This window comes from Acidipropionibacterium jensenii DSM 20535 (assembly GCF_000425285.1).
Lineage (GTDB): Bacteria > Actinomycetota > Actinomycetes > Propionibacteriales > Propionibacteriaceae > Acidipropionibacterium > Acidipropionibacterium jensenii.
Map to the genome: position 1 here is coordinate 141,926 of NZ_AUDD01000005.1, position 13,905 is coordinate 155,830.

Sequence of the window (13,905 nt, forward strand, 5' to 3'; positions counted from 1 at the left end):
CAGTGCTCCTCAGTGCTTCAACAGGTTGATGTCGTCGACCGAGGTCGAACGGCGGGATCGGAAGATCGTGACGATGATCGCCAGTCCGACGACCACCTCGGCGGCGGCCACCACCATCACGAAGAACGCGCCGATCTGCCCGTCGAGGGTGCCGTGCACGTGGGAGAAGGTGACCATCGTGAGGTTGACGGCGTTGAGCATCAGCTCCACCGACATGAAGATCACCAGCGCGCTACGCCTGTAGAGGAACCCCAGGACGCCAATCGAGAACAGGATGGCGGACAGCACCAGGTAGTCGTTCGGGTTCATTTCAGTTCTCCTTCGGGCAGCGTCCCGTCGGCCTGGGCCCGGGCAGCGGTGATCGTCGCGAAGGCCCTCTCGGTCGGGGCCCGCAGCTGGCCGGCGTCGACGATGCCGCCGCGGCTGCGCAGCGCCTGGGAGACCGACTCCGGGGCGACCGAGCCGTCGGGCAGCAGGGCCGGCGCTCCAATCTGGTTGTTGCGGGCGTAGACCCCGGAGTTCGGCTGGGCGCCGGGGTGGACGCCGTCGGTGGCATAGGCCTTCATCCGATCCTCGAACCGTTCCCGCTGGTGCTTCTTGCGGTGCAGCAGTTCGCCGTGGGCCAGCACCATGGTGCCGACCACGCCGGTGATGAGCAGGGCCGCGGTGGCCTCGAAGGGGATCACGTAGCGGCTGAACAGCAGGGCTGCCAGGGAGATGACGTTCGTGCCGTGCTCGGCATTGGCGCTGGTCAGCCCGGCGGCCCCGGTGATCCCGAGCTGGCCGCGGGTCACCGCGCTGCCGACCGCCACCACGAGCATCGCGGCCAGGATCACCGCGGTGATCACCGAGGCGACCCGGTGGCTGCGCAGAGTGTCCGAGACGACGTCGCGGGAGTCGCGCCCGATCATCATCACCACGAAGACGAAGAGCATCAGGATGGCGCCGGTGTAGACGATGATCTGCACCACGAAGAGGAAGGGCGCCTGGAGGCTGGCGTACTGGACGGCCAGGCAGATCATCACGACTGCCAGGCACAGGGCCGAGTGCACCGCCTTACGGGTGAGCACCATGGTCAGGGCCGCGATCACCATGATCGGGGCCAGCAGCCAGAAGGCCCACTGGGCGGCTGTCACCATTGCGATCATCAGTGACCCTCCTTGGTGCCGGCGGTCCGGGTGTCCGGCTTTCCGGTCGCCGGCAGCCCGAGGAAGTAGTCCTTCTCGGAGTCTCCGAGACGCCGCGGATGGGGCGGCTGCTCCATCCCGGCCACCAGCGGGGCGAGCAGCTCCGCCTTGGTCCAGATGAGCTTCTCCCGGCTGGTGTCGGCCATCTTGAAGTCATTGGTCATGGTGAGGGCGCGGGTCGGGCAGGCCTCGATGCACATCCCGCACAGGATGCAGCGCAGGTAGTTGATCTGGTAGACGCGGCCGTACCGCTCCCCCGGCGAGTAGCGCTCATCCTCGGTGTTGGCACCGCCCTCGACGTAGATCGCGTCGGCCGGGCAGGCCCAGGCGCACAGCTCGCAGCCGACGCACTTCTCCAGACCGTCGGGCCAGCGGTTGAGCTGGTGACGCCCGTGGAAGCGCGGCGCCATCACCTTCTCCTTGCCCTTCTCCGGGTATCCCTGGGTGAAGGTCTTGCGGAACATCGTCCGGAATGTGATTCCGAACCCGGACCAGGCTCCCATCAGTGGGCTCCCTTCTGAGTGGTGGCCTTCTCGGTACCGGTCGGCCCGGTACCCGTCGACGCAGTACCCGTCGGCCCAGTTCCCATCGACCCCGAGGGGACGCCGTCCGCAGCGGCCACCAGGGTGTCGGCCTGCTGACCGGGAAGCGGAGGCACCGGGTATCCGCCGGCGAAGGCGTCGAACTTCTGGGGTTCGGGCTCCGGCTTCTCGGCCGAACCGCCGAACAGGATGTAGATGATGAGCCCGACCACCACGACGAGCAGTCCGCCGAGGAAGACCGGGTTGCTCATCCAGCCCTGGGCTCCGGCCGCACGCATCACCGCGACGAGCATCACCCAGACCAGCGAGATCGGGATGAGGAACTTCCAGCCGATGTTCATGAAGTGGTCCCAGCGGATCCGGGGCAGGGAGGCCCGCACCCACACGAAGAAGAAGATCACCAGCTGGGTCTTGAGCATGAACCAGAACAGTCCGAACCACCCGCTGTCCAGCACCCCGATGAGGTTGAACGGCCAGGGGGCTCGGTAGCCTCCCAGGAAGAGGGTGGTGCAGACCGCCGAGAGGGTGGCCATGTTGATGTACTCGGCCAGGTAGTACATCGCGTAGGGGAATCCGGAGTACTCGGTGCTGTAGCCCGAGACGAGCTCTTGCTCGGCCTCCGACTCGTCGAAGGGCAGCCGGTTGGACTCGCCGAACATCGTCATCACGTAGATCACGAAGCTCGGCAGCAGGAGCAGCCAGAAGTGTCCGGGGATGTGGGTGTTGTGGCCGAACCAGACCATCGTGCGGGCCTGGGCGTTGACGATGTCGGAGGTCGCCATCGACCCCGAGATCATGAAGACCGCGGCCAGGGACAGTCCCATCGCCACCTCGTAGGAGATCATCTGGGCGCTGGCGCGCAGCGAGCCGAGCACCGAGTAGGGGCCGGAGGAGGACCAGCCGGCGAGCACGATGCCGTAGATCCCGATGCCGGCGACCGCGATGATGAACAGCACCGCCACCGGGACGTCGGTGATCTGGAGCATGGTGCGCTGCCCGAAGATCGAGACCTCCCCGCCCAGCGGGATCACTGCCCAGGAGGTGAAGCAGCAGATCCCGGCGATCACCGGTGCCAGGTAGAAGACGATCCGGTCGGCCCCCTTGGGGGTGACCATCTCCTTGAAGACCAGCTTGATGCCGTCGCCGACGGCCTGGCCGAGACCGCGGATGAAGGCGGCATTCATGATCGGGCCGAGGCGGTTCTGCATCCGGCCGAGCACCCGGCGCTCGAACCAGACATTGAACAGAGTCCACATCAGCAGCAGCATGAAGACGCCGACCACCTTGATGATGGTGATCCACCAGACGTCGGCGCCGAACAGGGCGCTCTCCAACGGGATCATTCCGCACCTCCCTGTGTCGTGATCGATGAGCTCGCCACCGACAGCTCAACCGGGCTGCCGGGCAACACTCCGAGTGCCTCGTGGATCGGCGGTTCACCGGACCGCGGCCCGACGGGCCCGCTCCAGGGCACCCAGACGGCGCCGTCGATCATGGTCGTGTCGACCGCCAGCGGCAGGGTCACCGATCCGGACGCTGCACTGACCGTCACCGGCGTCCCCTCGCTGGCACCGAGCCGGTCGGCCGCCGCCGGGCAGACCCGGACGACCGCGGGGCGGGCGCTGGCCTGCAGGTCCGTGGCGCCGTCCAGTCCGGCGGACCGGTCGAGCAGCTGCTGCCAGCTATCCAGCACCGCGGCCGGGGAGCTCCCCGGGGAGTGCGGGCGGCGGGCCGGGGCGGCGGTCGCCTCGGGACCGTCGGCGGTCTCGCCCAGGGCCGGACGCCGTCCGGTCCAGGCGCCGGTCTCGGCCCAGGACTGGTGGGCCTCGACGACCGTGCGCATCCCCAGGTCCGATCCCATCGCGTCGGCCAGTGCGGCCAGCACCCGGATCTCGTTCATCGGGGTGGCGGCCTGGGTGTTGACCACCCGGACCCGGCCCGGCCGGTGCTCCCAGTCCAGGAAGGTCCCGGAGGTCTCCTCGAGCAGGCACACCGGCAGGACCACGTCGGCCCGCTCGGTGACCTCGGAGGCGCGCTGCTCCAGGCTCACCAGGAAGCCGACCTTCTCGAGGGCCTCCCGGACCTCCGACGGGTCGGCGAAGTCGCGGGGCTGGACGCCGGAGACCATCAGGGCCCCGATCGCCGGCTCCGCCTCGAGCTCCTCGCCCTGGGGCTGCAGCACTGCGGCGAGCATCTGCTGGGCATCCAGGCCGATGGTGGCGGGCAGTGTCCGGGCGGACCAGATGGCCCCCATCTCGACCCTGGCCACCGGATCGGTGACCGGCCGGCCACCGGGCAGCAGGCCCGGCAGACAACCGGCCTCCACGGCCCCGACCTCACCGGCGCGGCGAGGCACCCAGGCGAGCCGGGCGCCGCTGACCCGCACCGCGTCGACCACCGCGGTGAGAGCCCCGGGGCTGGCCGCAGCGCGCTCGCCGACCAGCACGATGGTGTGCTCGTCGACCGCACCGCCCTCGACCAGCCGCACCAGGGCGGCGTCCTCGTCGCCGGGCAGGCAGGGCTCCAGGGTGGCGCCCATCTTGAGTGAGCCGCGGGTGAGATGACTGCCGATCACGGTGACCGGGAGTTTCCTGGCGCGCCACGCCTTGCGCAGCCGCAGGAAGATGATCGGCGCCTCGTCCTCGGGCTCCAGATCGACCAGCACGACGCGGCCGGCCCGCTCCAGATCCCGGTAGCTCACCGACTCGGCGAGATCCCGACCGGCCACCTGGGAGGCCAGGAAGTCCGCCTCCTCGGCCGAGGAGACCCGGGAGCGGAAGTCGATGTTGTTGGTGCCCAGCACCAGTCGGGCGAACTTCGACCAGGCCAGGTTGGCCTCCACGGTGAGCCGTCCGCCGGTGAGCACGCCGACCCGGTGGCCGGCGGCCCGCAGCCCGGCGACCGCCGCATCCAGGGCCTCGGCCCAGGAGGCCGGCTGCAGGACGCCGTCGCGGCGCACCAGCGGCCGGGTGATCCGGTCGTCCTGATGGCCGTAGCGGAAGCCGAACCGGCCCTTGTCGCAGTTCCACTCCTCGTTGACCTCGGGCAGGTCGCCGGCCAGCCGGCGCTTGACCCGGTACTGGCGGTGGTCGGTGCGCAGCTCACACCCGGCGGCGCAGTGCTCGCAGGTGGTGCGGGTGGAGACCAGGTCGAAGGGCCGCGAGTGGAACCGGTAGTCCTTGCTGGTCAGGGCTCCGACCGGGCAGATCTGGATGACATTGCCCGAGAAGTAGGAGTCGTAGCCGTCCTTGACGTAGTCGCCGATCTGGGAGGCGGCGCCACGCTCCTGGAGGTTGATGAAGGGGTCCCCGGAGATCTGGTCGGAGAACCGGGTGCACCGCTGGCACAGCACGCAGCGCTCGCGGTCCAGCAGGATCTGCGCCGAGATGCTGATCGGCTTGGGGTAGGTCCGCTTGACGCCCTTGTAGCGGGACTCTCCGCGACCATCGGCGATCGCCTGGTTCTGCAGCGGGCACTCGCCGCCCTTGTCGCAGATCGGGCAGTCCAGCGGATGGTTGATGAGCAGGAGTTCCAGCATCCCCTCCTGGGCGTTGCGGGCCAGCTCGGAGGAGACCTGGGTGCGCACCACCATGCCCTCGGCCACCGGCATCGTGCAGGAGGGCTGGGGCTTGGGGAAGCCGCGTCCGTTGCCGGCGTCGGGGATCTCGACCAGGCACTGCCGACAGGCCCCGGCGGGGTCGAGCAGGGGGTGGTCGCAGAACCGCGGGATGGCGGTGCCGATCTGCTCGGCGGCCCGGATGATGAGGGTGCCCTTGGGCACGCTCACCGTCCGCCCGTCGATGGTGAGGGTGACCAGGTCGGGCCGGGCCACCTCTGCCGAGTCGCTCTTGGTGTCGACGCTCATGCCTTCACTCCCACCCTGGAGTCGAGTCCGCTGTCCGCGAGGTCCTCATCGTTGAACACCGTGCTGCGCTCGTAGGGCAGCAGCTGCCATGCGGGGATCCCCCGGCAGCCGGCCTCGAACTCATCGCGGAAGTTCTTCACCGCACCGTTGACGCAGCCGACGGCGCCGTCCGCCAGGGTGCAGAAGGATCGCCCGCCGATCCGGTGGTTGATGTCGAGCAGCTTGTCGACGTCACCGGGCTCCCCCTCGCCCTGCTCGATCTTGCGCAGCATCTGCACCATCCACCAGGTGCCCTCCCGGCAGGGGGTGCACTTGCCGCAGGACTCGTGCTTGTAGAACTCCATCCAGCGCAGCACGGTGCGCACCACCGAGGTGGTCTCGTCGAAGCACTGCAGGGCCTTGGTGCCCAGGATCGATCCCGCCCCGGCCACCGACTCGTAGTCCAGCGGGACGTCGATCTCGGCGGCGCTGAACATCGGCGTCGAGGATCCTCCCGGGGTGAAGAACTTCAGCTGGTGACCGGCGCGCATCCCGCCGCTGATGTCGAGCAGCTGGTGCAGGGTGATGCCCAGCGGGGCCTCGTACTGCCCCGGGTTGGCGACATGTCCCGACAGCGAGTAGAGGGTGAACCCGGCCGACTTCTCGGTGCCCATCGACTGGAACCAGTCCTTGCCGTGGGCCACGATGGCCGGCACCGAGGAGATCGTCTCGGCGTTGTTGACCACCGTCGGGCTGGCGTACAGACCGGCCACCGCGGGGAACGGCGGGCGCAGTCGGGGTTGGCCCCGGCGTCCCTCCAGGGAGTCGAGCAGGGCCGTCTCCTCGCCGCAGATGTAGGCGCCGGCACCGGCGTGCACGATGATGTCCAGGTCGTAGCCGGAGCCGAGGATGTTGGCCCCCAGGTATCCGGCGGAGTAGGCCTCGCGGACCGCCTGCTGGAGGCGTCGGATGATGTGCAGCACCTCGCCGCGCACGTAGAGGAAGGCCATCTTGGCGTGCACCGCGTAGGAGGCGATGATCGCCCCCTCCACCAGGGTGTGGGGGGAGGCCATCAGCAGCGGCATGTCCTTGCAGGTGCCCGGCTCCGACTCGTCGCAGTTGACCACCAGGTAGGTCGGGTTGGGGTTGTCCTTGGGGATGAAGGACCACTTGAGGCCGGCCGGGAAGCCGGCTCCGCCGCGTCCCCTCAGGCCGGCGTCCTTCACCAGGGAGATGACCTCGTCGGGGGCCATCGACAGGGCGGTGCGCAGCGCCCCGTAGCCGCCGCGGCGCTCGTAGTTGAGGATCTTCCAGGCGCGCGGGTCGTCCCAGTTCGCCGATAGGACCGGGGTCAGTGGTGCGCTGCCCTTGGACATCTCGAGGCTGACGCGGGTCTCGGTCACTTCGACTCCTCCTTCGGCTCGAGCTTCTCATCGGTGCCCGGAGCGCTCCAGCCGTGCTGGCGGGCGATCTTCAGGCCGCGCAGGGAGGCCTCGCCGGCGGTCGGACCCTCGTCGGCCCGGTCGTCGGGGAAGCCGGCGAGCACCCGCTCGGACTGCTTCCAGCTGGTGATGGTGGCTCCACGGGTGGACCGGACCGGCTCATCGGCCGCCAGCGCATCCAGGATCTCGTCGGCCTTGCGCGGGGTCATGTTGTCCATGAACTCCCAGTTGACCATCATGATCGGCGCGAAGTCGCAGGCCGCGTTGCACTCGATGCGCTCCAGCGAGAACTTCCCGTCGGGGGTGGTCTGGCCCTCCTTGATGCCGAGCTTGCGCTCGACCCGGTCGAGCAGCAGGTCGCCGCCGAGGATCGCGCACACCGAGGTGGTGCAGATGCCGATGTGGTGCTCGCCGGCCGGGCGCCGCTTGTACATCGTGTAGAAGGTCGCCACCCCCGACACCTGGGCGGCGGTGATGTCGAGCACCGTGGCGCAGGCCTCGATGCCGGCCGGGGAGACCCGTCCGTCCACCGACTGCACCAGGTGCAGCATCGGCAGCAGGGCCGATCGCGGCTCGGGGTAGCGGGCGGCCAGCGAGCGCAGCTCCTCGATGGTCTCCTCGGTGATGGCGGTCGACTGGTCGGACTGGTCGACGCCGCCGGTATCGGAGAAGTGCGAGTGGAACTCCTCCTCGAAGGGGTAGGACGACTGGGTTGACTCGCTCATCGGTCAACACCTCCCATGACAGGGTCGAGAGAAGCCAGGGATGCCACCACGTCGGGCAGCAGCGAGCCCTCGCAGATGGCCGGGATGGACTGCACGTGAATGAATCCGGGATCGCGCAGATGGGAGCGGTAGGGCCGGGTCCCGCCGTCGGAGACGAGGTGGCAGCCGAGCTCCCCGGCGGGCGCCTCGACGGTCTGGTAGACCTGCCCGGCCGGCACCTTGAATCCCTCGGTGACGATCTTGAAGTGATGGATGAGAGCCTCCATCGACTCCCCCATGATGTGTTTGATGTGCTCGTTGGAGTTGCCCTGGCCGTCGGGGCCGATCGACAGCTCCGCGGGCCAGGCGATCCTCTTGTCGGCCACCATGTGCGGGGCCCCCTGGGTGTCGATCAGCCTGGTGAGGCACTGCTTGAGGATCTTGATCGACTCGAACATCTCGTGCAGCCGCACCAGATAGCGCCCGTAGGCGTCGCAGGAGTCGGCGGTGCACACCTCGAAGTCGTAGTCCTGGTAGCCCGAGTAGGGCTGCTTCTTGCGCAGATCCCAGTCGAGACCGGTGGAGCGCAGCACCGGACCGGTGGCCCCCATCGCCATGCAGCCGGTCAGGTCCAGATATCCGACTCCCCTGGTCCGCGACCTGAAGATCGGGTTGGCGGTGAAGAACTGGTCGATCTCGGGGATGTTGTCCTCCATCCTCTTGATGAGATCGCGCAGCCTGTCCAGGCCGTCCTCGGGAAGGTCGGTGGCGGTTCCGCCGGGGCGAATCCAGGCGTTGTTCATCCTCAGCCCGGTGACGGCCTGGTTGAACTCGAGGCAGATCTCGCGCTCTCTCAGGCAGACCTCCTGGACGGAGGTGGCGTTGAGCTCCAGGGCGCCGGCGCCGACCCCGGTGAAGTGGTTGGAGATCCGGTTGATCTCCATGATCATCACTCGCAGGATCTGGGCCCGCTCGGGGACGTCGTCGGTGATCCCGAGGAGCTTCTCCACGGCCAGGCAGTAGACCGCCTCGTTGAAGAAGTTCGACACGTAGTTGCAGCGGGTCATGAAGGTGACCCCCTGGGTCCAGGTGCGGTACTCCATGTTCTTCTCGATGCCGGTGTGCAGGAATCCGATACCGGGGCGCACGCTGGTGATGGTCTCGCCGTCGAGCTCCATGATGAGGCGCATCACGCCGTGGGTGGAGGGGTGGGAGGGACCGAAGTTGACGACCACCGTCTCGTCGCCGCGCTCGGCCGACTCGGCGACGATGTCGGACCAGTCCCCGCCCTGGGCCAGGAACTCGTCGCGCCTGGGGGTGCTGTTCTCGCTCATCAGTTGTAGCTCCTGCGCTCGTCCGGCGGCGGTGTGACATGGCCCTTGTACTCGACCGGGATGCCGCCCAGCGGGTAGTCCTTGCGCTGCGGGTGGCCCACCCAGTCGTCGGGCATCAGGATCCGGGTGAGTGCCGGGTGACCGTCGAAGATCACTCCGAACATGTCCCAGGCCTCCCTCTCCTGGTAGTCGGCGTGCGGGTAGAACCGCACCACCGAGGGAAGGTGCGGGTGGTGGTCGGCCGGGTCGGCCAGCGCCACCTCGAGCCGGATCCTGCGGTTGTGGGTGTAGGAGAGCAGGTTGTAGACGACGTGCATCTCCTGCCCGCTCATCTGGGGGTAGTGCACGCAGGTCAGCGAGGCGCAGGACTCGAACCTCAGCTGGGCGTCGTCGCGCAGCGCCTGGACCAGCTCCACCAGCTTCTCGGGGCGCACGAAGAAGGTGATCTCGCCCCGGTAGACCAGGGTCAGTCCGGCGGAGAACCCGGGCACCAGCTCGGCCATCCGGTCGGCCACCGCGTCGAACCAGCCGCCGTAGGGGCGCGAGGAGTCCCCGGGGAACTCCACCACCCGGGCCAGCCCGTTGTAGCCGGAGGTGTCGGAGGTGCCCGAGGCGCCTCCCCACATCCCGGTCCTCACCTCCATCACCGGGTTGGCCGCCGGGACCTGCTCGATCCCGGTCCGGTCGGTCGGCTCGTTGCCGGTGGCCGGCGTCTGCTCCCCGCTCATCTCTCGATCTCCTTCGCCGGGGTGGTGGTCGGCATCTCGAGGGTGCTGGGGGCGGCCAGCGCCCGCTGCTCCTTGACTCTCTCGACCTCGGCCATGTGGCCCAGCAGCGGCCAGTGCTGGATCTGCTCGCGCAGCTTGAAGACGGCGTCGATGAGCATGTCGGGGCTGGGCGGACAGCCGGGCAGGTAGATGTCGACCGGGATGATGTGGTCGCAGCCCTGGATGATCGCGTAGTTGTTGAAGATCCCTCCCGAGGAGGCGCACGCCCCCATCGAGATGACCCACTTGGGGTTGGGCATCTGGTCGTAGAGCTGGCGGACCACCGGGGCCATCTTCTGACTCACCCGGCCCGAGACGATCATCAGGTCCGCCTGGCGGGGGGAGGACCGGAACACCTCGTGGCCCCAGCGGGCGGCGTCGGCGCGCGGGCCGCCGTAGGAGATCATCTCGATGGCGCAGCAGGCCAGACCCATCGTCAGCGGCCAGAAGGAGGTCTTGCGCAACCACCCGACGACCGCCTCCATGGAGGTCATCACGATGCCGGCAGGGACATCAGCGTCGAAATCGGCCATATCTTCCTCTCAGTCCTTCAGCTTCTCGGACCCGGTCCGGTTCAGTCCCAGTCCAGACCGCGTCGGCGGTAGACGTAGATGTAGGACACGAACACGGTGACGATGAACAGCACCATCTCCACCACGGCGAAGGCTCCCAGGCTCAGGAACCGGTTGAAGGAGACCGCCCACGGGTAGAGGAAGACGATCTCGATGTCGAAGACGATGAACAGCATCGCGACGACGTAGTACTTCACGGGGAACCGGCCGCCGCCGACCGGCTGCGGGGTGGGCTCGATGCCGCACTCGTAGGTGACGTGCTTGGACGCGTTGTGACGGGTCGGGCTGAACACCTTGTTCAGGCCGATCATCACGCAGACGAACAGCGCCGCCAGCATCATCATGCTGACCAGCGGGATGTAAGGGTTCATCGCCTACCACCTTCGACGTCGTTGTCCGTGGTGCCCGGCTGATCGCCGGGCCTTCCTGTTCTGCTCGGGCACCTCATCCGGTGCGGTACCCATCTGCGGTTGTGTGGTACTTCTCAGTGCCGCTTCTCTGGTGCTCTTGTTCTCATGGTGCCGCGCCACTCATGCGGGTGGCACGATTCTGGTGAGTGTGTTGATCACCCGGTCGGAGAGATCTCCGTCGCGGGAGTCGGTGAGGTTGGCCAGCAGCTTGTTGACCATCCTCATCAGGGACTTGCGCGGCAGCCCGTAGGTGGTGCACAGCTTCATCACCCGGGGGTCGCCGATGAGCTTCACGAAGACGGTGCCGAGTCGGTAGTAGCCGCCGAGCCGGGCCTTGAGCTGAGTCTGGTAGCCCTCCAGGGCCTTCTCGGCCGAACGAGTCCCGACCCCGCGGTAGTGCGCCTCGGCGATCGAGTCGGCGGCCATCTCGCCGGCCTCCATAGCGTAGTCGATGCCCTCGCCGTTGAAGGGATTGACCATTCCGGCGGCGTCTCCCACCAGGAGCAGACCGCGATGGTAGGCGGGTTGGCGGTTGAAGGCCATCGGGAGGGCGGCGCCGCGGATCGGTCCCTCCTGGTTCTCGTCGGTGAATCCCCACTCCGGCGGGGTGTGGCTCAGCCAGCGCTTCATCAGCTGCCGGTAGTCGGTGTTGTGGAAGGCCTCCGAGGAGTCGAGCATGCCCAGGCCGACGTTGACGGTTCCGTCCCCCTCGGGGAAGGCCCAGCCGTATCCGGGCAGCAGCGCCGACTCGTGGGGACGGCCGTCCCACAGCTCCAGCCAGGAGCTCAGACAGTCGTCGTCGGACAGCGGGGAGCGGAAGTAGGCGCGCACCGCCACCCCCATCGGGCGGTCCTCCCGGCGGTGAATGCCCATCCGGGTGGCCAGCCGCGAGGAGACGCCGTCGCAGGCGACGACGACCGGGGCGCTGAAGACGCGGCCGTCGCCGGTGCGCACCCCGATGATCCGGTCGGTGCGCTCGTCGATGACCGGTGCGCTGACATTGGCCCCGGTGACCAGTCGGACCCCTTGGGCGGCGGCGTGCTCGGCCAGCCGCTGGTCCAGCACGGACCGACGGCAGACCATCCCGAAGTCGGGGAAGTCGGCCAGTTGCGGCCAGGGCATCTCGAAGGGGGCGATCCGGCCGCCGTGGATGCGCAGCGCCCGGGTGTGCTTCCACCCAGCCCCCTCGGAGACATCGACGCCGAGACGGATGAGCTGCTTGACCGCGCGGGGGGTCAGTCCGTCCCCGCAGATCTTGTCGCGGGGGAAGGTGGCCTTCTCCAGGAGGGTGACGTGGAGGCCGCGGCGGGCGAGGTGGGCGGCGGTTGCCGATCCGCCCGGGCCGGCCCCGACGACGATGGCATCGGACTCCAGTGAGGTGGCGTCGGGATCCTCGGGGCGTGCGGAATCGGTCCACGTCGTGGACTCGTCACTCCCCTGGAATGTCACCTGTCGCCTCCTCATTGAACCGCGGTACAGAGTCTAAGACCCTCGAGGCGTCCCGTCACATCCGGCCCTACCATTTCCGACAAGGGGAGATACCCCTTCAGGTGCCACTATTTTAGCGAGCTTTCCCTTCGCTAAATGCTGCTGGAGGTGTCTGCCCCGAGGCACCACGGATCTGTCGCGTGAGACTCATGACCTGTGACATGACCGATGACATGCACCAGTCACGTCGGGTGCGTCGGCACCCCTGTCCTGTGCTGATCTCGCTTGAAAGTATGTGCAGCCAACCGGGCGTTCGACCGGTATTGTGCCCAGTGTGATCGTGAACCCGGGTTCCAGTCGACTGCGAGCCCGCACCGTTGCCATTCCCGACCCCGGATCGCTGCAGAAGTACCTTACCGCGCGGTCGAGCATGTGCCTGCTCCACGGCTACGAGGAGATCATCGGTCTGGGTGAGATCGCCCGCTTCGAGACGGACTCCCCCGGGGCCGCCGATGTCTGGTGGGAGGAGTTCTGCGCCGACATCGAGAACGAGACGGAGATGCCCGGGGTGCGAGGCACCGGCCCGCTGGCCTTCGGATCGTTCACCTTCGACGGCGACCGCTCGACCTCGCCCTCGGTGATGATCGTTCCCGAGACCGTGATCGGCCGCAGAGCCGGCTACTCCTGGCTCACCCAGGTCTCCTTCGACTCGGTGCACGCCGATCCGCCACGCATTCAGGCGCCACCTCGCCAACCCACCGGTCTGGAGCTGTCGGACGGTGTGGTGACCGAGCAGGGCTGGGCGGAGCGCGCCGGCCAGGTGCGCGAGATTCTCGGTGACGACGTGCAGCGGGTCCTGTTGATGCGCGACCTGATGGCTCGCGCCGACGATCCGATCGACCCGCGCTGGATCGTCCAGAGGTGCTCCGACCTGCTGCCGGACTCCTGGACCTATCTGGTGCAGGGTGCGGTCGGGACGACGTCCACCCTCCTCCTCCGCCAGATCGACGGGCTGATCACCACCCGGACGCTGTCCCACGGGCAGAGCGCCGTCTCGGGCTCCGACCCCAGACTGCTGGAGGCGCTCAGTGGCACCGGGCCCTTCGCCGAGGAGCACGGCAGTGCGGTGAGATGGTCCGAGGAGATGCTCCGGCCCTTCTGCCGCTCCATTCAGCACTCCCCCTTCCCCGGACTCATCCCCGAGGCCTCCGATCGCATGCTGGTGACCGACGTCACCGGAGCCCCACTGCCCGAGACCCGGTCCCTGACCGCAGTCGGGGCGATGCACCCGGCACCATTCGTGAGCGGCCTGCCGCCGTGGAAGGCCCTCGAGATGCTCGCCGAGGTCGAGGGTGTGGACCGCGGCCGGATCACCGGTCCGGTCGGATGGATCGACTCGCAGGGGGACGGCGAGTGGGTCGTCGACTGGCGCGGCGCCCAGGTCGACGCCACCGACCCCAACCTGCTCCATGTCTTCATCGGCCAGCCGGTCGGACACGACGATGACGTCTCCCTGCTGGCCACCGCTCTGCGGAAGCGAATCAGCGCCACCTTCGCGCTCATGAGGTGAGCCGGGCGCGGGCCCGGTCGATCGCAACCCCCCTCTCGGTCGCAACTCTGCACAACCCAACAGATGCACCTATTGAAATAGTTGCATACATGATCCATGATGGAT

The 13,905-nt window shown here is 68.1% G+C and carries 13 protein-coding genes; 1 reads left to right on the forward strand and 12 read right to left on the reverse strand.

Features of this window, described 5'->3' with window-relative positions; all coding sequences use genetic code 11:
• Window positions 1-9: 9 nt before the first annotated feature.
• The 12 genes from nuoK to H590_RS0104730 all read right to left on the reverse strand — a co-directional run bounded on the left by nuoK (window position 10) and on the right by H590_RS0104730 (window position 12,176).
• Entirely contained in the window at window positions 10-309 is a 300-nt protein-coding gene (gene nuoK / locus H590_RS0104675) for an NADH-quinone oxidoreductase subunit NuoK (RefSeq protein ID WP_028702651.1), read from the reverse strand.
• The gene (locus tag H590_RS0104680) at window positions 306-1,148 is read right to left on the reverse strand and encodes an NADH-quinone oxidoreductase subunit J (RefSeq protein WP_028702652.1); all 843 of its coding nucleotides are present in this window, start codon (window positions 1,146-1,148) and stop codon (window positions 306-308) included. The genes nuoK and H590_RS0104680 overlap by 4 nt, the downstream gene beginning before the upstream one ends.
• The gene (gene nuoI / locus H590_RS0104685; protein ID WP_028702653.1) at window positions 1,148-1,690 is read right to left on the reverse strand and encodes an NADH-quinone oxidoreductase subunit NuoI; all 543 of its coding nucleotides are present in this window, start codon (window positions 1,688-1,690) and stop codon (window positions 1,148-1,150) included. The genes H590_RS0104680 and nuoI overlap by 1 nt, the downstream gene beginning before the upstream one ends.
• A complete protein-coding gene (nuoH, locus tag H590_RS0104690; RefSeq protein ID WP_028702654.1) occupies window positions 1,690-3,072 on the reverse strand; it encodes an NADH-quinone oxidoreductase subunit NuoH in 1,383 nt (460 codons plus the stop codon). Before nuoH ends, nuoI begins: the two co-directional genes overlap by 1 nt.
• Window positions 3,069-5,594 (reverse strand): NADH-quinone oxidoreductase subunit G, encoded by a 2,526-nt coding sequence (locus tag H590_RS14920; protein WP_051238179.1) that lies wholly within the window; start codon window positions 5,592-5,594, stop codon window positions 3,069-3,071. Before H590_RS14920 ends, nuoH begins: the two co-directional genes overlap by 4 nt.
• Window positions 5,591-6,949 carry an NADH-quinone oxidoreductase subunit NuoF gene (gene nuoF / locus H590_RS14925; RefSeq protein WP_051238189.1) on the reverse strand — a complete coding sequence of 453 codons (1,359 nt, stop codon included), beginning with the start codon at window positions 6,947-6,949 and terminating at the stop codon, window positions 5,591-5,593. The genes H590_RS14920 and nuoF overlap by 4 nt, the downstream gene beginning before the upstream one ends.
• A gap of 23 nt (window positions 6,950-6,972) precedes the next feature.
• Window positions 6,973-7,740, reverse strand: coding sequence for an NADH-quinone oxidoreductase subunit NuoE (gene nuoE, locus H590_RS0104705; RefSeq protein WP_028702655.1), 768 nt, complete (start codon window positions 7,738-7,740; stop codon window positions 6,973-6,975).
• Window positions 7,737-9,053 (reverse strand): NADH-quinone oxidoreductase subunit D, encoded by a 1,317-nt coding sequence (locus H590_RS0104710; RefSeq protein ID WP_028702656.1) that lies wholly within the window; start codon window positions 9,051-9,053, stop codon window positions 7,737-7,739. The genes nuoE and H590_RS0104710 overlap by 4 nt, the downstream gene beginning before the upstream one ends.
• On the reverse strand, window positions 9,053-9,781 hold the full coding sequence (locus tag H590_RS0104715; RefSeq protein WP_028702657.1) for an NADH-quinone oxidoreductase subunit C: 729 nt from the start codon (window positions 9,779-9,781) through the stop codon (window positions 9,053-9,055). The genes H590_RS0104710 and H590_RS0104715 overlap by 1 nt, the downstream gene beginning before the upstream one ends.
• The gene (locus tag H590_RS0104720) at window positions 9,778-10,353 is read right to left on the reverse strand and encodes a NuoB/complex I 20 kDa subunit family protein (protein WP_028702658.1); all 576 of its coding nucleotides are present in this window, start codon (window positions 10,351-10,353) and stop codon (window positions 9,778-9,780) included. Before H590_RS0104720 ends, H590_RS0104715 begins: the two co-directional genes overlap by 4 nt.
• Before the next feature lie 41 nt (window positions 10,354-10,394).
• The gene (locus H590_RS0104725) at window positions 10,395-10,763 is read right to left on the reverse strand and encodes an NADH-quinone oxidoreductase subunit A (RefSeq protein WP_028702659.1); all 369 of its coding nucleotides are present in this window, start codon (window positions 10,761-10,763) and stop codon (window positions 10,395-10,397) included.
• A 159-nt stretch (window positions 10,764-10,922) separates the two neighbouring features.
• Window positions 10,923-12,176, reverse strand: a complete 1,254-nt coding sequence (locus tag H590_RS0104730) for a geranylgeranyl reductase family protein (protein WP_028702660.1) — start codon at window positions 12,174-12,176, stop codon at window positions 10,923-10,925.
• Window positions 12,177-12,564: 388 nt separating this feature from the next.
• Between H590_RS0104730 and H590_RS14930 the strand changes: the two genes are divergently transcribed.
• The gene (locus H590_RS14930; protein WP_172599483.1) at window positions 12,565-13,800 is read left to right on the forward strand and encodes an isochorismate synthase; all 1,236 of its coding nucleotides are present in this window, start codon (window positions 12,565-12,567) and stop codon (window positions 13,798-13,800) included.
• Window positions 13,801-13,905 lie beyond the last annotated feature (105 nt).